The organism is Nonomuraea sp. NPDC004186 (genome assembly GCF_053603495.1).
Genome location: NZ_JBSGFQ010000090.1, coordinates 29,653 through 53,725 on the forward strand (window position 1 = coordinate 29,653; position 24,073 = coordinate 53,725).

A 24,073-nucleotide genomic window follows, 5' to 3' on the forward strand; every position below is an offset into this window, starting at 1 on the left:
TCAGGCCTCCTGCGGAGTGGTCGGGCGGCCGGACGAGCCGACCTCGCTCATGCGCTCGGCGTCGAGGCCGGACAGCGGGTGCCCCTTGGCGAAGAACTTCAGCCTCGCCAGCAGGGCGATGAACGGCTTCGTGAACAGGAACACCACCACGATGTCGATCAGCGTGGTCAGGCCCATCGCGAAGGCGAACCCGGCCACGCCGCCCACCGCCAGGAAGTAGAGCACGATCGCGGCGATGAACATGACGGCGTCGGCGATCAGGATCGTGCGCCGGGCACGGACCCAGGCCACCTCGACGGCCGCGCGGAGGGTCCGGTGGCCCTCCTTCATCTCGTCACGTATGCGTTCGAAGTAGACGATGAAGGAGTCGGCGGTGATGCCGATCGAGACCACGAGGCCGATGATGTGCGGCAACGAGAGCCGGAAGTTGGCGTTGTGGCCGAGCACGACCACCGCCGTGTACGTCAGGATCGTGGCGACCACGAGGCTCAGCACCGCCACGATGCCGAGGCCGCGGTAGTAGAGCATCGAGTAGACCACGACGAGCACGAGGCCGATGAGGCCCGCGACCAGACCGCCCTGCAGCTGGTCCTGGCCCAGCGTCGAGGAGACCGTGTCGACCGAGCTGCGGTTGAACTTCAGCGGCAGCGCGCCGTACTTGAGCTGGTCGGCCAGCGCGGTGGCGCTGAGCTGGTCGAACCCGCCGGTGATCTCGGCCCGGCCGCCGGGGATCGGGCTGATGATGTTGGGGGCGGTGATGACGACGCCGTCGAGCACGACCGCGACCTTGTTGCGCGGCTCCTGGGAGTTGTAGGCGGCCGTGGTGAGCTTGCTCCACTCGGCCGCGCCCTTGCTCTTGAAGTCGAGCTGGACGACCCACTCCACGGTGCCCTGCCGGACGCCCGCCGAAGCCGTGTCGATGTCGGTGCCGACGACCTTGGCGACGTCGAGGACGTACTTGTAGCTGCCGTCGGTCTCGCAGCCGGCGAACTGCTTCTTCGGGTCGTCCTGGACGCCCTGGCCGCGGTTGGCCGGGTTGGCGCAGTCGAGCTTGTTGAACTGGGCCAGCACCGCCGGGTCGATGCCCTGGGTGTTGACGCCGGCGTTGGGGTTCTGCGCGGGCGGCGTGCTGGGCTGGCCGGACGGGGCCGCCGTCGGGCTGGCCTTGGCGTCCTGGCCCTTCTTCTGCTGCTTCTGAGGGTTGTCCGTGGCGGCCGGCTGCTGGGGGTTGTCCGTGGCGGCCGGCTGCCCCGACGCGGCGGGCGTCGGCGCGGTCAGCGCGGACGACAACGCCTTGCCCGTCGGGGACGCGCTGGGCTTGGGCGTGGAGACCGCGGGCGAGCCGGACTTGTCAGACTTGGGGGTGGCGGACTGGCTCGCCGAAGCCGACGGGTTCGGCGTCGGCGCGTTGGTGGCCAGGTTCTGCGGAACCTGCGTGGCCTCCATGGCCAGCACCTGGCGGAAGCGCAGCTCCGCGGTGGTGGCGACCAGCTTGATGGCCTCGCTCTGTCCGACGCCCGGGATCGAGATGATGATGTTGCTGCCGGACCTGGCGACCTCCGCGTCGGAGATGCCGTTGCCGTTGACTCGATCGCGGATGATGTTGACTGCGCGATCGAGAATCTCATCCGGCGGTGCCGTGTTGTTCTGGGTCACCGGGGACAGAGTCACCGTCGTGCCGCCGGCGAGGTCGAGACCCAGCTTGGGCGTGAACGCCTTCTGCAGGAACATCGTCCCGCCCAGGGCGAGGATGAGCGCCAGCAGCACCAGGAGCGTTCGCCCCGGTCGGCTGTGGCGGCTGGTCGGTCGGGCCACTGGTCGTCAGTTCTTTCAGATAGAGGTTTGTCGCAGAGCTTAGTCAGGACTGCTTGGTGCTGGAGTCCTGGTCATCGTTGCGATCCACGGTGGCCTCGGACTCCTTCTTGCCCTCCTCACCCGGTGCGGCGTCGTCGTCCGAGGACTCGTCCGCCGCGGGAGCGTCCCCGGGCGTGACCACACGGCCGATCGCGGCCTTCACCCAGCGGGTCTCGATCCCCGGTGCGATCTCGAGGACCACGTCCTCATTGTCCACCGTCACCACGGTGCCGAACAGCCCGGTCGTGGTCATGACCCGGGCGCCCGGAGCCAGGGAGTTCTGCATTTGGATCGCCTCTTGCTGACGCTTGCGCTGAGGGCGGATCAGCAGGAAGTAGAACACCACCACCAGCAGAATCAGCGGCAGGATGCTACCGAGTTGTCCCATGTCCATAAGGGGCGACCTTCCATTGTCGTACAAGAAGTTGACACCGGCCTCGCGCCGGAAATTCCGTGCGTTGCGTCGGGGCCGCGCCGCTCAGCCCGTCAGCCTACACAGCCAGCCAAGCCACGGAGTGTAGGCCGTTGTTGCGAAACGCGGCAACGAGGCAGCGTTTCGGCGCGCGGGGAAGTTCCCATTTTGAAACGGTTGCAACCGTTCTGTGATCAGCCGTCTGAGTCGAATACCGCTGCTCCGAACGCGTCGGGGGGCGGGGTCATGCCGAGATGACTCCAGGCGGCCGCCGTCGCGACCCGGCCGCGCGGGGTCCTGGCCAGCAGGCCCTGGCGTACGAGGAACGGCTCTGCCACCACTTCGACGGTCTCCGGCTCCTCCCCTACGGCCACGGCCAGCGTCGACAGGCCGACCGGGCCGCCGCCGAACTTCTTCAGCAGCACGTCCAGGACCGCCCTGTCGAGCCGGTCGAGCCCTTCGGCGTCGACTTCGTACAGGTTGAGGGCCGCCGCCGCTATTTCCCGGTTTATCACCCCGTCGGCCCTTACGTCCGCGAAATCCCGCACTCGCCTGAGCAGCCGGTTCGCGATGCGGGGCGTCCCCCGGGACCGCCTGGCGATCTCGTGCGCCCCGTCGTCGGGCAGGACCACGCCGAGCAGCCTGGCCGACCGGTAGAGCACCTGCTCGAGCTCGCCGACCTCGTAGAAGTCCATGTGCGCGGTGAACCCGAACCGGTCGCGCAGCGGCGCGGGCAGCAGCCCGGCGCGGGTGGTGGCGCCGACGAGCGTGAACGGCGCGATGTCGAGCGGGATGGCCGTGGCTCCCGGGCCCTTGCCGACGACGATGTCGACCCTGAAGTCCTCCATGGCGAGATAGAGCATCTCTTCGGCGGGCCTGGCCATCCGGTGGATCTCGTCGATGAACAGCACCTCGCCCTCGGCGAGCGTGGACAGGATGGCGGCCAGGTCGCCGGCCCGCTCCAGCGCTGGGCCGGAGGTGATCCTCAGCGGCGCGTTGAGCTCAGCGGCGATGATCATGGACAGCGTGGTCTTGCCGAGCCCGGGCGACCCGCTCATCAGCACGTGGTCGGGCGGCCGCTGCCTGCGCAGGGCGCTCTCGAGCACTAGGGAGAGCTGCTCGCGCACCCGGCCCTGGCCGATGAACTCGCCGAGCCGCTTGGGCCGCAGCGCCGCCTCGATCTGCAGTTCGTCGCCACCGGCCTCGGACGACACCAACTCCCGCTCAAACCCCATACTCACACCCCCTCACACCGGCTCCATCGCCAACACCCCACGAACCCCTCACACCATCGCCAGCGGGGCGCCGAGGCATCGCAACGTCGCCAGGCGTGCGCCCGGACAGCACGACGTCGCCCGGGGTTCCGCCGGGCGGCGCGACGGCGCCAAGCCGGAGCCCGGACGGCGCCGCGACGGGCGCTCCCGGCACCCGGCCGGAGCCCACCGCGCCGCGACGGCGGGAGGTGGTGCGGTGGAGACCGGCGCAACGCGGTCGGCGACCGGCCGGGCCACGGTGCCGGGCCTGCGACTCGCTCGTCACGGCGAGCAGCCCGTGAGCCTTCACGACCGGCCATGACAGACGGAAACCGGCGTCGGCGCGTGCGGTTACCTTGGCCAGAGCGGCGCACGCCGTCACCTCGGCGAGCGCAGCACGAGCGGTCACCTCGGCGAGAGCGGCGCGCGCCGTCACGTCGGCGCGAAAGAGCCGGGCTCGCGGAGGGACGGGGCGGCGGGTCATCGGACGCTCAGGGATTGCAGGGCGGCCTTCAAAAGCGCGGCGACCTGGGGACGGCGTCCGGCGGCGAGGTCGGCGTCGGCGACCGGCTCCACGACGGCGACGGCCTCGTCGGCGTCCTTGCTGGAGTAGCCCAGCCCCACCAGCCCCGAGTGGACCTGATCGCGCCACGCCGCCACGCGCCGCTCCCCGTTGAGCGCGGCGTTGACCGCCTCCTCCGGCGTGCCGAGCCGGTCCTTCAGCTCCAGCACGATCCGCTGCGCCCCCTTCTGCCCGATCCCCGGGACCTGCGTGAGCGCCTTGAGGTCCGCACTGGCCACGGCGACGCGCAGCGCGTTGGGCGTGTGGACGGCGAGCATCGCCAGCGCCAGCTTGGGCCCGACCCCGCTGGCCGTCTGCAGCAGCTCGAACACGGCCCGCTCGTCGTCCGTGGCGAACCCGTAGAGGGTGAGCGACTCCTCCCGCACCACCAGCGACGTGGCCAGGCGCGCTTCCTCCCCGATCCGCAGCGTGGCGAGCGTGCCCGGAGTGCAGTGGGTGAGGATGCCGACGCCACCGACCTCGATCACGGCTCCGTCGGGAGCGATCGCGGCCACCTTGCCCGACACCGACGCGATCACAGCCCACCATCCTTCCACGCCGCCGGGGCCCGCACACCACCGGCGAGGGTCACAGCCCGACATCCTCCCGCATGATCACGGACGACACGCCGCGGGCGCGCGGACCGGCCGCGCGGCGCGCCATCCCCAAAGCCGCCAGAGCCCCCAAAGCCCTCAGAGCCGCCAGAGCTCCCGAAGCGGATGTTCACGGCCTGGTGTCCTTCCGGGTGGCCTTGGCGAGGGCGGCGGCGAGGCGGTGCTGGGCGCCGCCTCGCCACACGTGGCAGATCGCCAGGGCCAGCGCGTCGGCCGCGTCGGCGGGCTTGGGCATCTCGCTCAGGCGCAGCAGCCGGGTGACCATGGCGCCGATCTGCTTCTTGTCGGCGGTGCCGCTGCCGGTGATGGCCGCCTTGACCTCGGACGGCGTGTGCAGCGCCACGGGAAGCCCGCGCCTGGCCGCGCACAGCACGGCGATCCCGGCCGCCTGAGCGGTGCCCATGACGGTGCGTACGTTGTGCTGGCTGAAGACGCGCTCGACCGCCACCGCGTCGGGCCGTACGTCGTCGAGCCACTGCTCGATGCCGGCCTCGATGCCGACGAGCCGCGCGCCGAGCTCCTCGTCGGCCCCGGTGCGCACCACCCCGACGGCCACGAGCGTCAGCGGCGCGCCCGGCCGCCCCTCGACAGCGCCCAGGCCGCACCGGGTCAGCCCCGGATCGACGCCCATCACCCGCACCGGCCCGCCCTCCCGTCGCCGAACACCTGTTCGGCACGAGACTTTACCCCGGCGGGGGCGCCCACGCACCGGTAATCGCCCGCACGCCGGGGAAGGGAGCCGCCGGCGAGCCTCCGATCAGAAGTAGTCCAGCATGTACGGCCTGGCGGCGAACGCCGCGTCGAGCGCCTCGTCGTACCGGTCGTCACCGGACATCAGCCCGCTCAACCGCAGCGTCGCCGTCGGCACCCCCGCGTACAACGCCGAGAACCCGTTCACCGAGAGCGTGACCCCGGGCTCCTCGACGGGCGTCACCGCACCGGACCCGCCCGCGACCTCCAGCCGCCACGACCCCCCGCCGCCCAGCGGATCGTCCACGGTCACCACGGCCTCGCAGCTCACGTACGCCGGATAACCCCGCCGCTCGACCGCGGCCGGCACGTCCAGCACCCTGAACATCCACCGCGCCTGCCGCACCTCCTCGTTGGACCGCTCCCGCAGCATCCACAGCACCGGGTCGTCCGGAGCCACGGCGGCGACGACATGGCGCGCGACCGACGACGCGCTGCCGACGAGCGACCACAATGCCCGGGCGGTCTCCCCCGAGCCGGCGACCAGGTTCTCCACCTGCATGTCGTCGCCGCGCCACCGGTAGACGACGAAGCCGTCCTCGGCCAGGTAGAGGAAGTCGTCCTTGTTCTCCAGCCACAGGGCCCAGGTGCCCTCGTCCCAGGAGATGGGGCCGCTGGCGCGGGTGGCGGAGTGGACGCGGTGCAGCAGGGAGACGACCTCGGCCGCGTCGTCCGGACCCATCCTGCGCAGCTTGACCTGCCCGGACGGCCTGATCTGGCGCAGCGTCTCGGCCGGGAGCCGCACCTTGTACTGGCCTCCGGCGTGCTCGTAGCCGATCGAGCGGTAGATCGGCGTGGTGGCCGGAAAGAGCGCGGAGACCGCGTCGCCGAGGGAGGCGGCCCGTTCCACGACGGCCCGCATGAGCAGGCTGCCGACACCGCGGCCACGGTCCTCGGGATTGACGGTGACGCCCGCGACGCCCGCCATCGGCTGCGGCCTGCCGTGCCACCACTGCGTGAACCGGCGCAGCCGCGCGGCCCCGGCGAGCCTGGAGCCGTCGAACGCGCCCAGATAGCGCCCCTCACCGAGCGCCGGGAGCACCGCCCGGCGCCACTTCTCGTTGTCGCCGGGGGGCAGCGGCCCGAAAGAGCGCCTGCGCAGGTCAAGAACGTCGTCGAGGTCTTCAGCGATCAGGTTGCGAATCTCCACGAGGACCCAACCTATGGCGGGCCGCGCCGCCGGTCCACTTTGGGCGGCGGGGTGCCGCGCCTACGCGGCGGCGGTGCGCGCCCGCGAGCCGTTCGTGGCGATGGCGAGCCTGTCGAGGTAGAGCAGTTGGGCGGCCACGACGGCGACCAGCGCGACGGCGACGACGAGCAGCGGCGTGGCGGCGCCGACGTCGGGCTTCGCCGCGGCGAAGGAGCCGAGCTGGGCCATCTGCGCCACCGGCGCGGTGAACAACGTCGGCTTCTGGGCGACCAGCAGCGGCCAGAGCAGGTCCTGGGCGTTCATCAGGGCGACGGCCCCGGCGAGGATGCCCGCCATGGGGAGCGACGGCAGGAACACGCCGCCGAAGAAGTCCTTGTCGGTGCGCTCGGCCAGCCCCTTGCACAGGAGCGTGAGCACGAGCAGGGCCGGGACGCTGACGAGAAGGGGTGGGACGAGGGCCAGGAAGGAGTCGATGAGGCCCATGTTGCGCATGTTCTGCCAGTTGGCGACGCCGAGGGGCCCCGTACCGACGAACAGCCACGGCGCGAACACCAGCAGCAGCCACTCGCTCCCGCGCCCCAGCGGTCGCAGGCCGCCGATCCCGAGCGCGGCCAGGTAGGCGACGCCCACCGAGACGACCGCTCCGCCGATCGCCGGGACCCACGTGTTCACCTGGGAACGCAGGGAGCCCGCCTCCGAGGTGGGCGAGGCGAGCACGCCGTCGATCCACGGCCAGGCGCACACGAGCGCGACGGCGAGGAAGACCACCAGCGCCACGATCCCGACGGCCATGCCGACGGTCCCGGCACCACGTCCAGCGGCCGCGCCCGGCGCCACCACGGGAGCAGCCGCAGGGGCCGCCCCCGGCGAGATCGGCCCCGCCGCAGGGGCGGTCGGCACTCCCCCAGGTGAGGTCGGCACGGCCGCACCCGGCTCAGGCGCGGTACGCGGGGTCAGCGTGACGCTCAGCCGGGAGGCCGCCACGACGACCGTCGCGACGATGCCCAGCACGCCGAGGATCACCCCCGTGAGGGTCGCAACGGACGCGCCAGGGCCGAACTCGGCCATCCGGAAGGCGGAGTCGTACTCCAGCCCTGCGAGCGTCTCTGTGGAGCGCTCAGGGCCGCCCCGGGTGAGCACGAGGCCGAAGGAGAACGTCTGGAGCCCGATCGCGACCGTGGCGATCGCGACGAGCACCCCCACCACGAGCATCGCGGGCCCCACACCGCCGCGAGACGGCCCGGAAAAGCCCCGCGCATCGGAGAAGTCCCGCGCATCGGAGAAGCCCTGCGGGACGGAGCCGGCGCGCAGGGCGGGCAGGAACGCCATGACCGCCAGCGCGCACACCACCCCGAACGTGCCGGCCGCGACGATCAGCCGGAGCGTTCCAGGCGCGGTCGCGGGATCGCGCAGCCCTTCGGCCAGCCCCGCCAGACCCGGCGCGTCCGGCGCCAGCCCGCGCATCCAGGCCGCCGCCACCCCCACCGGCGAGAACGTGACGATCGCCAGCGACAGCGCGATCCGCCCGGCCCTCCGCGGCCACGTGCCCGCCCGGTCGAGCGCCACCGCCAGCAGCGGCGCCACCACCACGGCCACCAGCAACGGCATCGCGACCAGCGACAGCGTGAACCACGCCGCCCGCCAGAACTCGCCGTCGCCCAGCAGCCTGCCGTAGTTGGCGAACCCCACGTACGTGCTCTCGCGCAGGACGCCGCCCCTCTGCAGGCTGAGCCAGATTGTCTGGGCCGTGGGCAGCACGAGCGAGATCAGCGTGCCGAGCAGCGCGGGCACGGCCAGCAGCCAGCCGAGCGCCGGAGAGGGGGCCTGTGGAGGGGTGGGGGAAGTCACGTCGCCCGACCCTACGCTGCCCCGTCCCTTCTCGCACCCGAAGAAAGCCCCGGAACCCACCCGCGCCGAAGAAAGCCCCGGAGCTCTTCTCACGCCCGGAGGAAGCCCCGGAGCGCCGCATGAGGGCGGGCACGCATGACTAAGGGCCCGGCGTGGCCGAGCCCTTACGTCGTGCGACTGCTAGTCCAGCGCCGCCAGCACGTCGTCCGGCACGTCGAAGTTGGCGAAGACGTTCTGGACGTCGTCGCTGTCCTCCAGCGCGTCGATGAGGCGGAACACCTTCTTGGCGCCCTCCTCGTCGAGCGGCACGCTCATCGTCGGCAGGAAGCTCGACTCGGCCGAGTCGTAGTCGAGCCCGGCCTCCTGCAGCGCCTTGCGGACCGGCACCAGGTCACCGGCCTCGGAGACGACCTCGAACGACTCGCCCAGGTCGTTGACCTCCTCGGCGCCCGCGTCGAGGACGGCCATGAGCACGGTGTCCTCGTCGAGCCCGTCCTGCTTGGGCACGATCACGACGCCCTTGCGGTTGAACATGTAGGAGACGGACCCGGGGTCGGCCAGCGAGCCGCCGTTGCGGGTCAGCGCGACGCGGACCTCGGAGGCGGCGCGGTTGCGGTTGTCGGTGAGGCACTCGATGAGCACCGCGACGCCGCCGGGCGCGTAACCCTCGTACATGATGGTCTGCCAGTCGGCGCCACCGGCTTCGAGGCCGCCGCCCCGCTTGCGGGCGCGCTCGATGTTGTCGTTGGGCACGGAGTTCTTCTTCGCCTTGAAGATGGCGTCGAAGAGCGTGGGGTTGGCGTCCGGGTCGGGGCCACCGGTCCGTGCCGCCACCTCGATGTTCTTGATGAGCTTCGCGAACAGCTTGCCGCGCTTGGCGTCGAGCGCGGCCTTCTTGTGCTTCGTCGTCGCCCATTTGGAGTGGCCGGACATTACCTAGAGCTCCCTCACCATGTCTACGAAGTAACGGTGCACGCGCGCGTCCCCGGTCAGCTCGGGGTGGAACGACGTCGCGAGCAACGGCCCTTGACGGACCGCGACGATCCTATCCCCAGGCTCGCACCTGCCCAGCACTTCGACGTCGCCGCCGATGGATTCGACCCAGGGAGCGCGGATGAACACCGCGTGCACCCGCTCCCCCGCGAAGTCCAGGTCGGACTCGAAGGAGTCGACCTGGCGGCCGAACGCGTTGCGCCTGACCACCATGTCGATGCCGCCGATCGTCTGCTGTCCGGCGACTCCGTCCTCGATCCTGTCGGCCAGCATGATCATGCCGGCGCAGGACCCGTAGGCGGGCATGCCTTCCTTGATCCGCATCCGCAGCGGCTCCAGCATGTCGAAGGTCTCGGCGAGCTTCCACATCGTGGTCGACTCCCCACCGGGGATGACCAGGCCGTCGACCGCGTCCAGCTCGGCCGGTCGGCGCACGGCGGTGGCCGACGCTCCTGCCTCCTGAAGCATGCGCGCATGCTCGCGCACGTCTCCCTGGAGAGCGAGTACACCGATCGTGGGCACAGTCGATCCTTCCGTCTGGGTGCGGGTTCCGACAATTCAACACCAGGATGGCCTGGGATCTTCCTAAGGGGCCACTTTGACGTGGACGGGCTTGTGGTCGGACAGCGTCACGTCCCGCCCGACGCGGCAGCTCCGCACCGTGCCTTCGGGCGCGAACAGGTAATCGAGCTTTTTACCCTCCCTCGTCCACCGGCCGGTGCGCCGCGTGCCGCGCTGGTCGCATTCCTGGTACGCGCGGTAGAGCGGAGCGACGGCCCGGCGGCCGGCGGCGCTGCCGTATCCGCTGTCCGGGGGCGCCACGTTGAGGTCTCCGCCGAGGATCGTGCGGTGTCCCGGCTCGGCCGCGATCTCGAGCAGCCGCCTGATCTGCCTGGTCCGGTAGGGGGCGCCCGGTTGGCGGTCGTCGTCGGCCCGGCCCGAGGACAGGTGGGTGCCGCAGGCGCGCACCTTCCTGGCGGGGACGGTGGCGCAGAGGACGGCGCGCGTGACGTACCAGGGCGGGGCGGGCAGCGGGTGGGCCTCGAAGGTGGCGGCGTCGCCCGCCACGGCGACCGCGATGCTCTGCGCGCCGCGCGGGCGGCCGAGGCGGTCGGGGTGGCAGGCGTACGGGGTGCCGTCGTGGGAGGTCAGGCCCCATGAGCCGATGGTCCAGTTCCGACCGGTGCGCTGTTCCAGCCAGAGTTCGAGCGTGCCGGCCGCGCCCGTGCAGAACTCCTGCAGGAAGATCACGTCAGGAGGGCCGTTCTTGATCGCGTAACCGCCGATGCTCTGCGCCAGTTCGAGCGCGCCCGCGCGGTAGAGGGGGCACGCCGAGTTGGTGCCCGCGCAGACGTTCCAGGTCATCACGGACAGCTCGGCTCTCGGGGGAGCCGCGAGCAATCCGGCCACGAGTAACAGGACAGGTCCCACCATGTCAGGAAATTATCAACCAGCGGGAGCCACGGCGTCCTGGAGTGTGTGGTCGGTGTCCACCCGGCTCAGGACGCGCAGGTGGTGGCGCCGGACGTAGAGGATGGCCATGCCGACGAAGCAGCAGGCGGCGCCCAGCGCGTACGGGACGGCGACGCCGATCTCCTCCCCCAGCTTGGTGGCGATGAACGGGGCCAGCGCGCCGCCCATCCAGCGCACGAAGTTGTAGCCCGCGGAGGCGACGGGCCTGGGCGCGTCGGAGACCTCCATGGCCGACTCGGTGAAGACGGTGTTGTTGAGGCCGATGGGGATGCCGGACAGCACGGTGAACAGGATGATCCCGACATGTCCGGACAGCGCGATGCCGATCTGGAACACCGCCAGCAGCGCCAGCGCCAGGTGCAGCACGTTCACCGAGCCGATCTTGCGCTGCAGCGGCGGCGCGCCGAACACCGAGGCCAGCGCCACGCAGACGCCCCACCCGAAGAAGACGGCGCCGATGCCGTACGGCGACATGTGCAGGATGAACGGGGTGAAGGCCAGCACGGTGAAGAACGCGAAGTTGTAGAAGAGCGCGGTGAAGGCCGTGGTGGACAGGCCGCCGTGGGCGAGCGCCTTGATCGGGGCGGCGAGGCTGGTCCTGGCCGCGGGCTTGGGGGTGGCCTTGAGCAGGGTGACGATCAGGACGAAGCCGACGGCCATGAGGGTGGCGGTGCCGAAGAACGGGGCCCGCCAGTTCCAGTCGCCGAGCAGGGCGCCCACCAGCGGGCCGGCGGAGATGCCCAGGCCGAGCGCGGCCTCGTACAGGATGATCGCGGCCTCGGCGCCGCCGCTGGCCGCGCCCACGATGACGGCCAGCGCGGTGGCCACGAACAGCGCGTTGCCCAGGCCCCAGCCCGCGCGGAAGCCGACGAGCTCGCCGACGCTGGTGGAGGTGCCGGCGAGCGCGGCGAAGACGATGACGAGCGCGAGCCCGGCCAGCAGCGTCCGCTTGCCTCCGATGCGGCTGGAGACCCAGCCGGTGATCAGCATCGCCACCGCCGTCACCAGGAAGTAACTGGTGAACAGCAGCGACACCTGGCTGGGGGTGGCCTTCAGACCTTGGGCGATGGAGGGGAGGATGGGGTCGACGAGGCCGATGCCCATGAAGGCCACGACCGCGGCGAACGCGGTGGCCCAGACGGACGTGGGCTGGCGAAGAATTCCGCCGCCGGATTGCATGGGGCTCCTTTACCGGGGGTTGCGGCTTTACCGGGCTTTGCCGGGCTTTACCGGGGGTTGCGGCCGAGCTTGGCCAGGACGGGCAGCGCGGCCGCCAGCGTGGCGCGCTCGTCGTCGGTGAGCGCGGCCAGCTCCTGGCTGAGGTGGGCGATCCTGGCCCGCCGCACGGCGAGCAGCCGGTCGCGGCCCTCGCCGGTCAGCTCCACCGTCCTGACGCGGGCGTCGGCCGGGTCGGAGCCGCGCGCCACCAGGCCGGCGTCCTCCAGGCGGTTGATCTGCACGGTCATGGTGGGCAGCTGGACGGCGTGCTCCTCGGCCAGCTCGGTCATGCGGCGCGGGCCGGGTTCGAGCGAGCCGAGCACGGCGTACTGCTGGCTGGTGACGGGTTGGCCGGCGACGGTGCGCCTGAGCAGGAGGACCAGGTGGCGCAGCACCGTGGAGACCTGCTCGGCCAGGCGGGTGGGGTCGTCCCTCATGCTTAGCCCAACTAACTTAGCCTGGCTAATATTCCGCCGAAAGAAAAGCGGCACCCCGGGCCGGGGTGCCGCTCTCCGGAACGATCGTCAGGGACGCTCGGTCTCCAGGCGGACCGTCTCCTCCACGGTCAGCTGCTGCTGGGCACGCAGCGTCGGGTCGAGCGGCCTCAGGTACGTCTGCTGCACCCCCGGCACCCGGTCCTCCACGACGAACGTGGCCCGCGTGTAGACCTCGGCTCCCGGGGTCTGCACCTTCGGCACCACCCTGAAGTCCGCGGTCATCTGGTCCCGCTCGATCTTCGTCAGCACGTAACCGCGCTGGTTGTTGTAGAACTTCAGGTGCGGGTTGATCGCCAGGAACGGGTGCGTGGACGGGTCGGAGTCCGCCCCGTTGCCGCCTGTCGAGATCGAGGTGGCCACCAGCTCGGCGCCCACCGACGGCCCGGTCGGGTCGTCGTAGTTCAGCTTGAGGTCGCTGGCCCAGTGGGCGTGCACGTCGCCGGTCAGCACGACGGCGTTGCGCACCTTGGCGTCCACCCAGCCCTGGGTGATGCGCTGCCGGGAGGCGACGTAGCCGTCCCAGGCGTCCTGGCTGGTGATCTTGGCGGGGCCGGCGTTGTTGTCGCGCTGGGCGAAGAAGACCTGCTGGCCGATGATGTCCCACTGCGCGCGGGAGTGGTGGAAGCCGTCCAGCAGCCAGGACTCCTGCTCGTTCCCCGTGATCGAGCGCGCCGGGTCCACGGCGGCCGGGCAGTCGCGGTAGCCGTCACCGCAGCCCTGGTCGTCGCGGTACTGGCGGGTGTCGAGCATGTGGAACATGGCCATCCGCCCCCACCGGATCCGCCGGTAGAGCTGCATGTCGATGCCGCGCGGGATGGAGGTGCGGCGCAGCGGCATGTTCTCGTAGTAGGCGCGGAAGGCGGCCTCGCGCCTGGCCAGGAAGTTCGGCTGGGGGACCTCGGGCTTCTCGGGGATCTCGTCGGCCCAGTTGTTGTCGACCTCGTGGTCGTCCCACACCACCAGCCACGGCGCGGCGGCGTGCGCGGCCTGCAGGTCGGGGTCGGCCTTGTACTGGGCGTGGCGCTGGCGGTAGTTGGCCAGGGTCTCGGTCTCGGGGCCCTCGTGGTCGCGGACGTTGCCGCCGGGGATGGTGTAGGTGTCCTTGGTGTACTCGTACTGGTAGTCGCCCAGGTGCAGGACGAGGTCCGGGTTGTCCTCGGCCAGCCTGCGGTACGAGGTGAAGTAGCCGTGCTCGTACTGGGCGCACGAGACGAACGCCATGGCCAGCGAGCTCCCGTACGAGAGCGGGTGCGGCGCGGTGCGGGCCCGTCCGACCGGCGAGACGTACTTGCCGACGCGGAAGCGGTACCAGTACTCGCGGTCGGAGCCCAGCCGGTCGACCTCGACGTGCACGCTGTGGCCCCACTCGGGCGTGGCCACGCTCACGCCGGAGCGGACGACGCGGCGGCAGTTCTCGTCGGCGTACACCTGCCACTGCACCGGGAACGGCCGCTGCGGCATGCCGCCGAACCCGTCCTCGGCCAGCGGCTCCTGGGCGAGCCTGGTCCACAGGACGAAGCCCTCGTGGTCCGGGTCGCCGGAGGCGACGCCGAGCGTGAAGGGGTCGGTACGCAGCTCGCGCGAAGCCGCCGCGACGTCGGGATCGGTGCCGGGATCGGCGAAGGCGGCGGTCGCGGGGATGGTCACGGCGGCGCCCGCCGCTAACCCTGTGACCAGAAAGTGCCGGCGGTTCAGCTTGGACACGAGACGCTCCTGTGACGATCAAGGGTGAGGGGGACGCCAGGTAGCTTTACTGAAGATCATGACTACTTGGTGAACGCCACACAACACCAAAAAGGCGACATCCTTCGCGGATGCCGCCTCTTCTGGCGATTTTCATCGTCACGCTGTGGTGTGCCTCCGCCTGCCGTACGTGATCATGTCACACGGGCGGGCCGGGCGAGCCGCAACGACGCGCCGCCTACCAGCCGCGCTCGGCCAGGCGGTGCGGCTGCGGGATCTCGTCGACGTTGATGCCGACCATGGCCTCGCCCAGGCCGCGCGAGACCTTGGCGATGACGTCGGGGTCGTCGTAGAAGGTGGTGGCCTTGACGATGGCCGCGGCGCGCTTGGCCGGGTCGCCCGACTTGAAGATGCCCGAGCCCACGAACACGCCCTCGGCCCCGAGCTGCATCATCATCGCGGCGTCGGCCGGGGTGGCGATGCCGCCCGCGGTGAACAGCACGACCGGCAGCTTGCCGGTCTTGGCGACCTCGACGACCAGCTCGTACGGGGCCTGCAGCTCCTTGGCCGCGACGTAGAGCTCGTCCTCGGGCAGCGAGGTGAGGCGCTTGATCTCGGCGCGGATCGTGCGCATGTGGGTGACGGCGTTGGAGACGTCGCCGGTGCCGGCCTCACCCTTGGAGCGGATCATGGCCGCGCCCTCGGTGATGCGGCGCATGGCCTCGCCCAGGTTGGTGGCCCCGCACACGAACGGCACGGTGAACTGCCACTTGTCGATGTGGTTGGCGTAGTCGGCGGGGGTCAGCACCTCCGACTCGTCCACGTAGTCGACGCCGAGCGCCTGCAGGACCCTGGCCTCGACGAAGTGGCCGATGCGGGCCTTGGCCATCACGGGGATCGACACGGCCGCGATGATGCCGTCGATCATGTCGGGGTCGCTCATCCTGGACACCCCGCCCTGGGCGCGGATGTCGGCGGGCACGCGCTCGAGGGCCATGACGGCCACCGCGCCGGCGTCCTCGGCGATCTTGGCCTGCTCGGGGGTGACGACGTCCATGATGACGCCGCCCTTGAGCATCTCGGCCATGCCACGCTTGACACGGGCGGTTCCGGTGACGGGGGTGCTTTCAGGCGTGCTGGTCGACACGGTCATCCTCACGGCTCTCACGGCTTCGGTAAGTTATCAACCCCATGGTAGGTCCTGAAGGACCCCTCCCCCGACATGCCAAGATGTCAGGATTTATCGCCATACTTGGACAGATAGGCGCTAGGGGATGACGGGTTTGCGGCTGGCGAGCGCCACCCAGACCTGGCCGGGCGCGAAGTTCATCGGGTCGCCGCTCTCCGTGGTGAACGTCGTACCGGTGTCCTCGGATTCCCGCTCCCAGTTCGCCTTGTACGCCTTGCCGTCGCGCAGCACGATCGCCTTGCCCTTGCCCGTGGTGTGCACGAGCGGCGTGTAGCTCTGGTTCTTGTCGTGGAACTCCGAGCGCTCGGTCTTGGTGTACTGGATGACCACCGTGGGCGCGCCGAGCTGGCCGCCCTCCGCCGCCATGTCCTTCTTGCCGTCCTGCCAGATCAGCCACTGCTTCTTCTCCTCCGACCAGGCGAAGGTGAAGCGCGCCGCGGGCCACTTGACGCTGTACGACTTCTTGTCCACGCCGCCCTCGGCCGGGGCGTCGCCGAAGGTGAAGCCGATGTCCTTGGCCTTGCTCGCCTTGGGGGCCTTGCCGAGGAGGTCCTTGGTGTTGGCGAAGAGGTTGTAGGGGGCGAAGCGGCCCGGCTGGCGGAAGTACGCGCCGGGGTTGCGCGTGTCGCCGACGTCGAACAGCGACGCCTTGGCCACGAACGGCAGCATCTTGGTCTGCACGCCCGAGTAGGCGAAGGCCGGCTTGCCGAACTGCGGCGTGATGTGCAGGTCGGAGATGCGGGCGCTGCGGACGGGGCCCACCTTCGCCGGCACCTTGGAGGAGAAGATCGCCATGAGCCGGGTCAGGCCGGCCTCGACCTGCTCGATGTAGACGATGTCCGCGCTCTTGAGGCCGAGCTGCGGCTTGCCCGCCGCGGTGTTCTCGATCTTCACCGCGAGCACCGGCTTCAGGCCGTCGTACGGCTTGCCCGTGAAGGGGTGGCCCTCGGGCGCCTCGGTGGGCTCCTCGCTGGGCGCGGCCGTGGCGGCCTGGGGCGCCTTACCCGGGGCGGGCGCCTCCGAGGAGGAGCAGGCCGCGACAGGCAGCAGCACCGCCGCTCCGGCCAGTGTGACCGTGATCATCCGGGGTAGCCGCACGTGAACACTCCTCGCTTCAGCCCGAAAACGGGATGAAGCTTACTGGCTTCCTCAAATGAGGTCATTCAGTTGCCATAGCCGCCGGCGGATTGTCATCGATTTCGAAGAATTGCGGATATTCGGTATGGCCCGCCAGGCGGAGGGTTCTGGCCAGCCAGCGCCGCTGCGCCGCCCGCGTGACCGCAACAGCATTGTTGTAGAAGCGGCGCGAGTAGACGACCTTGGCCACCGCCGAGTCGAGCTCGTCCAGCAGATCGCCACCACCGGGCGACTCCGCCAGCTTCTCCCTGAACCGCTCCTGGTCCACGACCGCGCGCAGGGTGCGCGACAGGTCGCTCTCGGCGTGCTCGCGCTCCTCCGGGCCCGCGCTCCTGGCCTCGTGCGCCGCGGCGGCCAGCACCAGGGAGGTCGCGGGGTCGAGCAGGCGCGAGCCGGCCAGCTCCAGCACCACCGCCCTGCGCCGCATCAGCGCGGCGTCCAGCGACTCCTGGGCCAGCTCCAGCCGGATGTGCAGGCGGTCGAGCCGGCCCGCGCGCCAGGAGATGTAGACGGCCGTGAGCACCACGACGAGGCCCACGACCAGCACGATGATGGTGGATGTCACAGATCTTCCTCCACGCGCCCCGCCCCGCTCGTGGCGACCGTCTCGTAGACGCGTACGACGTCCCGCGCCACCGTCGACCAGTCGTACTTCCGCACCGCCACCAGCGCCTCGGCGGCCAGCTTGGCCCGCCGCTCGGGCGCGTCGAGCAGCGCGCCGGCCTCGCGCGCCAGCGAGCCGGCGTCGCCGTTGGCGAACAGCGCGCCCGCCTGCCCCTCGCCCAGCACCCTGCGGAAGGCCGGGATGTCGCTGGCCAGCACCGTCGCCCCGGACGCCATGGCCTCGGCCAGCACGATGCCGAAGCTCTCCCCGCGCGTGTTGGGCGCGCAGAACACGTCGACCGAGTGGTAGGCGCGGATCTTGTCGGCCTCGCTCACCATGCCCAGCACGGTCACCCGGTCGTGGAACTCCTTCGGCACCCGCTCGTAGACGTCCTTGGCGTCGCCGGGCCCGGCCAGGAGCAGCTTCAGGCCCGGCCGCTCGGCCGCGAGGGTCCTGAACGCGTCGAGCAGGATCGGCAGGCCCTTGCGCTCCTCGTCCATCCGGCCGAGGAAGCCGATCGTGGCGCCGTCGGGACCCCAGCCGTCGAGCGGCTCGGCGTCGGTGTAGCGGGAGACGGTGACGCCGTTGGGGATCAGCACGGCGTCGCCGCCGAACTGCTCGACCAGGCTCTTGCGGGCCGCGTCGGAGACCGCGATGCGGCCCATCAGCTTCTCCAGCGCGCTGCGCAGCAACGGCTCGGCCACCGCGATGGCCCGCGAGCGCGTGAACGAGGCGTGGAACGTGGCCACGATCGGCCCCCTGGCCGCCCAGCAGGCCAGCACGCCCAGGCTCGGGATCAGCGGCTCGTGGATGTGCAGCACGTCGAACCCGCCCGTACGCACCCACCGCCGCACGCGCGCGGCCGACAGGAAGCCGAACGACATCCTGGCCACCGACCCGTTGTACGGCACCGGCACCGCCCGGCCCGCGCCCGTCACGTACGGGGGCAGCTCGTCGTCGTCGGCCGCCGGCGCGATCACCGACACCTCGTGCCCCTGCGCGATCAGCGCCTGGGCCAGGTCGTCGATGTGCTGCTTGACCCCGCCCGGCATGTCCCACGAGTAGGGGCAGACGATGCCGATCCTCATCGCGCGAGGTCTTCCAGCCAGAGCCGCTGCAACATGTGCCAGTCCTCCGGGTGCTCGGAGATGCCCTTCTCGAACACGTCGGTCAGCCCCTGCGCCACCGCCGCGACCTTCTCCTGCCGGGTGCCCTCGGCCGGGACCGGGACCTCCTCGTGGATGTGGATGCCCCAGTCGTCGCCGACGTTGTAGAGGATGGCCGGGAGCAGCGCGGCCCCCGTCTGCACGGCCAGCAGCGGCGGCCCGGCGGGAACCTTGGTGGCCGCGCCGAAGAAGCGCACCTCGACGCCGCCCTTGGTCAGGTCGCGCTCGGCGGGCAGGCACACGACGCCGCCCTTGCGCACGCGGGTGGCCAGCGTGCCGAAGTTGTGCCCGTCGCCGCCGGTCAGCGGCAGCACCTCCATGCCGAGCCCTTCGCGGAAGGCCACGTACCGGCGGAACAGCGACTCCGGCTTGAGCCGTTCGGCCACCGTCGTGAAGGGATGGCCGATGCCCACCAGCCACGCCCCCGCCTGGTCCCAGTTGCCCATGTGGGGCAGCGCCAGCACCACGCCCCGCCCGGCCGCCACGTTGGTGTGGACGTGCTCGGCCCCGATGGTGTGGCTGCGCCGCACGATCTCCTCGACGCTCATCGACGGCAGCCGGAAGATCTCGTGGAAGTAGCGGAAGTACGAGCGCATGCCGGCCCTGCTGAGCTCGCGCATCTCGCGGCTGCCCGCGTCGAGCCCGGTCACCCTGGCCAGGTTGGACTCCAGGCGGCGTACGGACTTGCCCCGCCTGCTCCAGATCCGGTCGGCCAGGAAGCGGAAGACCGCGGCCGTCGGGCGCTCGGGCAGCAGCGGCACGAGCTTCCAGCCCGCCGCGAACCCCGCGGCCACGACACGATCACCGAAGGACGCCTTGTCGCTCATCTCTCCCTCGTCTGCCGGTGGACGGCCACCACGCGCTGCCCCACGGTGAACACGCTGGCCGCGGCGAGCAGCCACATGCCCACGGGAAGAATGTACGGAACGCCGAGCCCCGCGAAACAGGCCGCGACGAGCGCGACGACCAGCCGCTCGGGCCGCTCGGCCAGCCCCACGTCGGCCGTGAGCCCGAGCCCCTCCGCCCTGGCCTTGGCGTACGACACCAGGGAGCCCGCGATCAGGCACACCAGCGTCACGGCCGCCATGAGCGTGTCGTGCTTGGAGATGAAGTAGAGGATCAGCCCGGCGAAGATGGCCGCGTCGGCCACCCTGTCGAACGTCGAGTCGAGGAACGCGCCCCAGGTGGAGCCGCCCTTCCCGCCGAGCCTCGCCACCACGCCGTCGAGCAGGTCGAAGAGCACGAAGACGGTGATCGCGAGAGCGCCCCAGGTCAGCTGACCCAGGGGGAAGAAGAGCAGGGCGGACACGACCGTGCCGAGGGTGCCGATCGCCGTGACGGCGTTCGGGCCGATCCCGCGGCCGACGAGGGCCCTGCCCAGCGGGGTGAGTATCCGGGTCATGGCCGGGCGCAGGAGTTTGAGCATCGCGGTCCGATCGTAGGCCATGGAACGCCTGACAACTTTCTTTGCCCCACCCCCCTTGTGATATCCGCCACAGGGGTATTTGGTGAACACACCGCGTCCATGCGGTTTCCAGACACCCTCCGCTGGGGCGCGGTCGTTGGAACATCCGGCGACGTGGGAGGCTGTTGTGGCAGAGAAGAACACCGGTGGCACTGCGGGAGCCGCGGGCAGGGCACCCACGGCCGACAGGGCGGATGCGATACGCAATGTCGTGCTGGTCGGCCACTCAGGAGCGGGTAAGACGACCCTCGCCGAGCAGCTGCTGGCCGCGACCGGCACCGTCCAGCGCGCCGGCCGGGTGGAGGACGGCAACACGGTCAGCGACTTCGACGAGGTGGAGGTCCGTCAGCAGCGGTCGGTCAACCTCGCCGTGGCGCCGCTGGTGCACAACGGCATCAAGATCAACCTTCTCGACACCCCCGGTTACGCCGATTTCGTGGGCGACCTGCGCGCGGGACTGCGCGCGGCGGACGCCGCGCTGTTCGTGGTCTCCGCCTCCGAGGGGATCGACGGCCTCACCCAGATGCTGTGGGAGGAGTGCGCCCAGGTCGGCATGCCGCGGGCGGTGGTGATCACCAAGATCGACCACCAGCGGGCCGACTTCGACGAGGTCCTCGTGACGTGCCAGGACGTCTTCGGCGACGGCGTCGCGCCCCTTTACCTGCCCGTCATCACCAACGGCCACGTGAACGGCCTGATCGGGCTGCTGTCGCAGAAGTTCTACAACTACGCCACGGGCACCCGCACGGAGAAGGAGCCCGGCCCGGACTACGCGGCGCAGATCGAGGAGCGCCGTGGCGAGCTGATCGAGGGGATCATCCAGGAGAGCGAAGACGAATCGCTCATGGAGCGCTATCTCGAAGGCGAGCCCATCGACACCAAGGTCCTGGTGGAGGACCTGGAGAAGGCCGTCGCGCGCGGCAGCTTCTACCCGGTGCTGTGCAGCGGGCTCGGCGTCGGCGCGCCGGAGATCCTCGAGATCATGACCCAGGGCTTCCCCTCGCCCCTCGAACACCCGCTGCCCGAGATCACCGACCTGTCGGGCAAGCCGGTCAAGAACATCGCCTGCGACCCCGACGGCCCGCTCGTGGCCGAGGTCGTCAAGACCACCAGCGACCCGTACGTGGGCCGCATCAGCCTCGTACGCGTCTTCTCGGGCACGTTGCGCCCCGACATGACCGTGCACGTGTCCGGGCACGGCCTGGCCGACCGCGGGCACGAGGACCACGACGTGGACGAGCGCATCGGCACCCTGACCTGCCCGCTGGGCAAGCAGCAGCGTCCCGCGGCCAAGGGCGTCGCGGGCGACATCATCGCGGTGGCCAAGCTGTCGCGGGCCGAGACCGGTGACACCCTGTCCGAGGTCGAGCAGCCGCTCCTGATGACCGCCTGGGCCATGCCCGACCCGCTCCTGCCGGTGGCGATCAGGGCCAAGTCGAAGGCCGACGAGGACAAGCTGTCGCAGGCCCTGGCCCGGCTGGTGGCCGAGGACCCGACCCTGCGGCTGGAGAACAACGCCGAGACCAGGCAGCTCGTCCTGTGGTGCATGGGCGAGGCGCACACCGACGTGCTGCTCGACCGCCTGGCCAAGCGCCACGGCGTCGAGGTCGAGCGGGTCGACCTGCGGGTGCCGCTGCGCGAGACGTTCGGCGGCAAGTGCCAGGCGATGGGCCGCAACGTCAAGCAGACCGGCGGCCACGGCCAGTACGCGATCTGCCACCTCGAGGTCGAGCCGCTGCCGTCGGGCGGCGGGTTCGAGTTCGTGGACAAGATCGTGGGCGGCGTCGTGCCGCGGCAGTTCATCCCGTCGGTGGAGAAGGGCGTGCGGGCCCAGATGGAGCGGGGCGTCGTGGCCGGCTACCCGATGGTGGACGTGCGCGTCACCCTGTACGACGGCAAGGCGCACTCGGTCGACTCCTCCGACATGGCCTTCCAGATCGCCGGCCAGCTCGCGCTGAAGGAGGCGGCGGCGAAGGTGCCGACGCTGCTGCTGGAGCCGGTGGACGAGCTGTCGGTGCTCGTCGCCGACGACTACGTGGGGTCGGTGATGTCCGACCTGTCGTCGCGGCGCGGGCGGGTGCTCGGCACGGAGCCCGTCGGCACGGGTCGTACGCTGGTCAAGGCCGAGGTGCCCGAGCTGGAGATCACCCGGTACGCCATCGACCTGAGATCCATGTCGCACGGCACCGGGACGTTCCAGCGGGCCTTCCTGCGCTACGAGCCCCTTCCGCCGAACCTCGCGAGCAAAGTGGCCGTCACCGCGGACTGAGGCTGGACAGAGCCGGGAGGGCTTTGCTCCCTCCCGGCCCAGCCGTTTACTTTTGTCACAGAAGCATCACGAGTCGATTTCTTTTTTTCGTACCGAGCATGCCGGAGCAACTGCCACACTGGGTGGCATTATGCGAACTGGACGCCCACTCCTAGCCGCTGCTGCTCTCGCGGTCGTCACCACCTCCGCCGCCTACGTGTTCGGCCCCGGGGCCGGGGAGAGCCCAGCAGCGACCAAGAAGAAGACGGCCGTCGCCGCCGCACCCGACGCATCCGCCGCGGCCTGCAAGGCCGACGCCCGCTATCCCAAGCGCGAGCTGCGCGGGGTGTGGATCGCCACCACCCAGAACATCGACTGGCCCTCCAAGACCGGGCTCTCGCCCGACCGGCAGCGGGCCGAGTACGTCAAGATCCTCGACGGCGCCGCCAAGCGCAACCTCAACGCGGTCTTCGTCCAGGTCCGGCCCGCCTCCGACGCGCTGTACAAGTCGTCGCTGGAGCCCTGGACCCAATATCTGACGGGCACGGCCGGCAAGGACCCCGGCTGGGATCCGCTGCCGTTCCTCATCGACGAGGCGCACAAGCGCGGCATGGAGTTCCACGCCTGGTTCAACCCGTACCGCGCCTCCTACGGCGACAGCACCGCCAAGCTGCCCGCCGGCCATCCGGCGCGCAAGCACCCCGACTGGACGATCAAGTACGGCGGCCGCCTCTACTACAACCCGGGCCTGCCCGCCGTCCGCGACCACGTGACCAAGGTCATCACGGACGTGGTGTCCCGGTACGACATCGACGGGGTGCACTTCGACGACTACTTCTACCCGTATCCGGCGGCGGGGCAGAAGTTCGACGACGCGGCGGCGTTCGCGAAGTACGGCGACGGCAAGAAGCTCGCCGCCTGGCGGCGCGACAACGTCAACACGCTCGTCGCCCAGGTGGACAAGGCCGTCCACGACGCCAAGGGGTACGTCAAGTTCGGGATCAGCCCCTTCGGCATCTGGCGCAACAAGTCGAACGACCCGACCGGCTCGGACACTTCGGGCATGTCCGCGTACGACTCGATTTATGCGGACGCGCGCGCCTGGATCAAGTCGGGCACCGTCGACTACGTGCTCCCGCAGCTCTACTGGCCGCGCGGCCACAAGCTGGCCGACTACGACACGCTGGCGGCCTGGTGGTCCGACGAGGTCAAGGGCACGGACGTGCAGCTGTACATCGGCCAGGGGCTCTACCGGGTGGGCGCCAAGGACGACCGGGCCTGGACGAAGCCCGGCGAGCTGGCCGCCGAGGTGGGCGTCAACCGTGACCACAAGCAGGTCAAGGGCGAGGTCTACTTCAGCGCCAAGAACTTCCTGGACAACCCTCTCGGGTCCGTGGACCGCGTCGCCAAGAACCACTACTCCCGCCCCGCCCTGCTGCCCTTGATCAAGGAACGCGGCGGCTCCGCCCCTCCCGCCCCCGCCGGGCTCAAGGCCAACGGCACCCAGCTGTCCTGGAAGCCGTCCCAGGGGGCGCGGACGTACGCGGTGTACCAGGTGCCGAAGTCCGGCAAGGACTGCCACGGCACGGACGCCCGCAACCTGGTCGCCGTCGTGACGAGCCCGTCGTTCACGGCCGCGCCGGACGGGACCTACGCGGTCACGGCCGTGGACCGGCTCGGCCACGAAAGCAAGACCACCAAGGTCAAGACCCCGGCCCCCTGACACCGCCACCCACGCGGAAAGCGCGCCGCCCTGGGCCCGCACCACACCGGGCCCGCGCCGCCCTGGGCCCGCACCACACCGGGCCCGCGCCGCCCTGGGCCCGCACCACGCGGAGAGCACACCACATCGGCCCCGCACCACGCCGGAACCCGCACTGAACCGGGAGGCGAACATGGCCGACCCGCCCAGCTCCTCCGTGACGATCTGCTCGATCTCCTCGGCATCGAACGCGGC

At 70.7% G+C, this 24,073-nt stretch carries 21 protein-coding genes; 2 read left to right on the forward strand and 19 right to left on the reverse strand.

The features are described from left to right. The 19 genes from secD to pgsA form a co-directional block, all read right to left on the reverse strand. Positions 1–1,815 carry a protein translocase subunit SecD gene (gene secD / locus ACWEPL_RS47500; RefSeq protein ID WP_363972109.1) on the reverse strand — a complete coding sequence of 605 codons (1,815 nt, stop codon included), beginning with the start codon at positions 1,813–1,815 and terminating at the stop codon, positions 1–3. A gap of 43 nt (positions 1,816–1,858) precedes the next feature. Further along, a complete protein-coding gene (yajC, locus tag ACWEPL_RS47505; RefSeq protein ID WP_350727175.1) occupies positions 1,859–2,242 on the reverse strand; it encodes a preprotein translocase subunit YajC in 384 nt (127 codons plus the stop codon). Between the two features lie 218 nt (positions 2,243–2,460). Next, on the reverse strand, positions 2,461–3,501 hold the full coding sequence (gene ruvB, locus ACWEPL_RS47510; protein WP_363972111.1) for a Holliday junction branch migration DNA helicase RuvB: 1,041 nt from the start codon (positions 3,499–3,501) through the stop codon (positions 2,461–2,463). Positions 3,502–3,999: 498 nt separating this feature from the next. After that, positions 4,000–4,620: a Holliday junction branch migration protein RuvA gene (ruvA, locus tag ACWEPL_RS47515; protein ID WP_364257440.1), complete on the reverse strand. Its 621-nt coding sequence runs from the start codon at positions 4,618–4,620 to the stop codon at positions 4,000–4,002. Between the two features lie 184 nt (positions 4,621–4,804). Then, a complete protein-coding gene (gene ruvC / locus ACWEPL_RS47520) occupies positions 4,805–5,335 on the reverse strand; it encodes a crossover junction endodeoxyribonuclease RuvC (RefSeq protein ID WP_192785834.1) in 531 nt (176 codons plus the stop codon). Positions 5,336–5,452: 117 nt separating this feature from the next. After that, positions 5,453–6,595, reverse strand: a complete 1,143-nt coding sequence (locus tag ACWEPL_RS47525; RefSeq protein ID WP_452440133.1) for a GNAT family N-acetyltransferase — start codon at positions 6,593–6,595, stop codon at positions 5,453–5,455. Between the two features lie 60 nt (positions 6,596–6,655). Then, positions 6,656–8,443: a hypothetical protein gene (locus ACWEPL_RS47530; RefSeq protein ID WP_452440134.1), complete on the reverse strand. Its 1,788-nt coding sequence runs from the start codon at positions 8,441–8,443 to the stop codon at positions 6,656–6,658. Between the two features lie 180 nt (positions 8,444–8,623). Beyond that, positions 8,624–9,376 carry a YebC/PmpR family DNA-binding transcriptional regulator gene (locus tag ACWEPL_RS47535; RefSeq protein ID WP_350727170.1) on the reverse strand — a complete coding sequence of 251 codons (753 nt, stop codon included), beginning with the start codon at positions 9,374–9,376 and terminating at the stop codon, positions 8,624–8,626. Between the two features lie 3 nt (positions 9,377–9,379). Continuing rightward, the gene (gene pdxT, locus ACWEPL_RS47540; RefSeq protein ID WP_363972120.1) at positions 9,380–9,958 is read right to left on the reverse strand and encodes a pyridoxal 5'-phosphate synthase glutaminase subunit PdxT; all 579 of its coding nucleotides are present in this window, start codon (positions 9,956–9,958) and stop codon (positions 9,380–9,382) included. Between the two features lie 63 nt (positions 9,959–10,021). Beyond that, the gene (locus ACWEPL_RS47545) at positions 10,022–10,870 is read right to left on the reverse strand and encodes an endonuclease/exonuclease/phosphatase family protein (protein ID WP_452440137.1); all 849 of its coding nucleotides are present in this window, start codon (positions 10,868–10,870) and stop codon (positions 10,022–10,024) included. 12 nt (positions 10,871–10,882) lie between these two features. Beyond that, the gene (locus ACWEPL_RS47550) at positions 10,883–12,088 is read right to left on the reverse strand and encodes an MFS transporter (RefSeq protein WP_452440138.1); all 1,206 of its coding nucleotides are present in this window, start codon (positions 12,086–12,088) and stop codon (positions 10,883–10,885) included. Positions 12,089–12,135: 47 nt separating this feature from the next. After that, complete coding sequence (locus ACWEPL_RS47555; protein ID WP_185077116.1) at positions 12,136–12,564, reverse strand: MarR family winged helix-turn-helix transcriptional regulator; 429 nt, start codon at positions 12,562–12,564, stop codon at positions 12,136–12,138. Between the two features lie 87 nt (positions 12,565–12,651). Beyond that, positions 12,652–14,328 carry an alkaline phosphatase D family protein gene (locus ACWEPL_RS47560; protein WP_452440139.1) on the reverse strand — a complete coding sequence of 559 codons (1,677 nt, stop codon included), beginning with the start codon at positions 14,326–14,328 and terminating at the stop codon, positions 12,652–12,654. A gap of 217 nt (positions 14,329–14,545) precedes the next feature. Continuing rightward, entirely contained in the window at positions 14,546–15,460 is a 915-nt protein-coding gene (pdxS, locus tag ACWEPL_RS47565; RefSeq protein ID WP_350727165.1) for a pyridoxal 5'-phosphate synthase lyase subunit PdxS, read from the reverse strand. Positions 15,461–15,574: 114 nt separating this feature from the next. After that, a complete protein-coding gene (locus ACWEPL_RS47570) occupies positions 15,575–16,594 on the reverse strand; it encodes a DUF3048 domain-containing protein (RefSeq protein WP_363972127.1) in 1,020 nt (339 codons plus the stop codon). Between the two features lie 61 nt (positions 16,595–16,655). Further along, positions 16,656–17,198 (reverse strand): hypothetical protein, encoded by a 543-nt coding sequence (locus ACWEPL_RS47575; RefSeq protein ID WP_355198438.1) that lies wholly within the window; start codon positions 17,196–17,198, stop codon positions 16,656–16,658. Continuing rightward, the gene (locus ACWEPL_RS47580; RefSeq protein WP_452440140.1) at positions 17,195–18,325 is read right to left on the reverse strand and encodes a glycosyltransferase family 4 protein; all 1,131 of its coding nucleotides are present in this window, start codon (positions 18,323–18,325) and stop codon (positions 17,195–17,197) included. Before ACWEPL_RS47580 ends, ACWEPL_RS47575 begins: the two co-directional genes overlap by 4 nt. Next, a complete protein-coding gene (locus ACWEPL_RS47585) occupies positions 18,322–19,230 on the reverse strand; it encodes a phosphatidylinositol mannoside acyltransferase (protein WP_363972131.1) in 909 nt (302 codons plus the stop codon). The genes ACWEPL_RS47580 and ACWEPL_RS47585 overlap by 4 nt, the downstream gene beginning before the upstream one ends. After that, the gene (gene pgsA / locus ACWEPL_RS47590) at positions 19,227–19,850 is read right to left on the reverse strand and encodes a phosphatidylinositol phosphate synthase (RefSeq protein ID WP_350727160.1); all 624 of its coding nucleotides are present in this window, start codon (positions 19,848–19,850) and stop codon (positions 19,227–19,229) included. The genes ACWEPL_RS47585 and pgsA overlap by 4 nt, the downstream gene beginning before the upstream one ends. A 145-nt stretch (positions 19,851–19,995) precedes the next feature. Between pgsA and ACWEPL_RS47595 the strand changes: the two genes are divergently transcribed. Both ACWEPL_RS47595 and ACWEPL_RS47600 read left to right on the forward strand, forming a co-directional pair. After that, complete coding sequence (locus ACWEPL_RS47595) at positions 19,996–22,137, forward strand: elongation factor G-like protein EF-G2 (RefSeq protein WP_355198435.1); 2,142 nt, start codon at positions 19,996–19,998, stop codon at positions 22,135–22,137. A 130-nt stretch (positions 22,138–22,267) separates the two neighbouring features. Beyond that, a complete protein-coding gene (locus tag ACWEPL_RS47600; RefSeq protein WP_363972135.1) occupies positions 22,268–23,839 on the forward strand; it encodes a glycoside hydrolase family 10 protein in 1,572 nt (523 codons plus the stop codon). Positions 23,840–24,073: the final 234 nt, after the last annotated feature.

Coding starts and splice junctions, on each gene's coding strand:
- pgsA (WP_350727160.1), bottom strand. CDS start 19,850: ATGGCCTACGATCGGACCGCGATGCTCAAACTCCTGCGCCCGGCCATG.
- ACWEPL_RS47580 (WP_452440140.1), bottom strand. CDS start 18,325: ATGAGGATCGGCATCGTCTGCCCCTACTCGTGGGACATGCCGGGCGGG.
- ruvB (WP_363972111.1), bottom strand. CDS start 3,501: ATGGGGTTTGAGCGGGAGTTGGTGTCGTCCGAGGCCGGTGGCGACGAA.
- ACWEPL_RS47600 (WP_363972135.1), top strand. CDS start 22,268: ATGCGAACTGGACGCCCACTCCTAGCCGCTGCTGCTCTCGCGGTCGTC.
- ACWEPL_RS47550 (WP_452440138.1), bottom strand. CDS start 12,088: ATGCAATCCGGCGGCGGAATTCTTCGCCAGCCCACGTCCGTCTGGGCC.
- ACWEPL_RS47545 (WP_452440137.1), bottom strand. CDS start 10,870: ATGGTGGGACCTGTCCTGTTACTCGTGGCCGGATTGCTCGCGGCTCCC.
- yajC (WP_350727175.1), bottom strand. CDS start 2,242: ATGGGACAACTCGGTAGCATCCTGCCGCTGATTCTGCTGGTGGTGGTG.
- ACWEPL_RS47535 (WP_350727170.1), bottom strand. CDS start 9,376: ATGTCCGGCCACTCCAAATGGGCGACGACGAAGCACAAGAAGGCCGCG.
- ACWEPL_RS47585 (WP_363972131.1), bottom strand. CDS start 19,230: ATGAGCGACAAGGCGTCCTTCGGTGATCGTGTCGTGGCCGCGGGGTTC.
- ACWEPL_RS47555 (WP_185077116.1), bottom strand. CDS start 12,564: ATGAGGGACGACCCCACCCGCCTGGCCGAGCAGGTCTCCACGGTGCTG.
- pdxS (WP_350727165.1), bottom strand. CDS start 15,460: ATGACCGTGTCGACCAGCACGCCTGAAAGCACCCCCGTCACCGGAACC.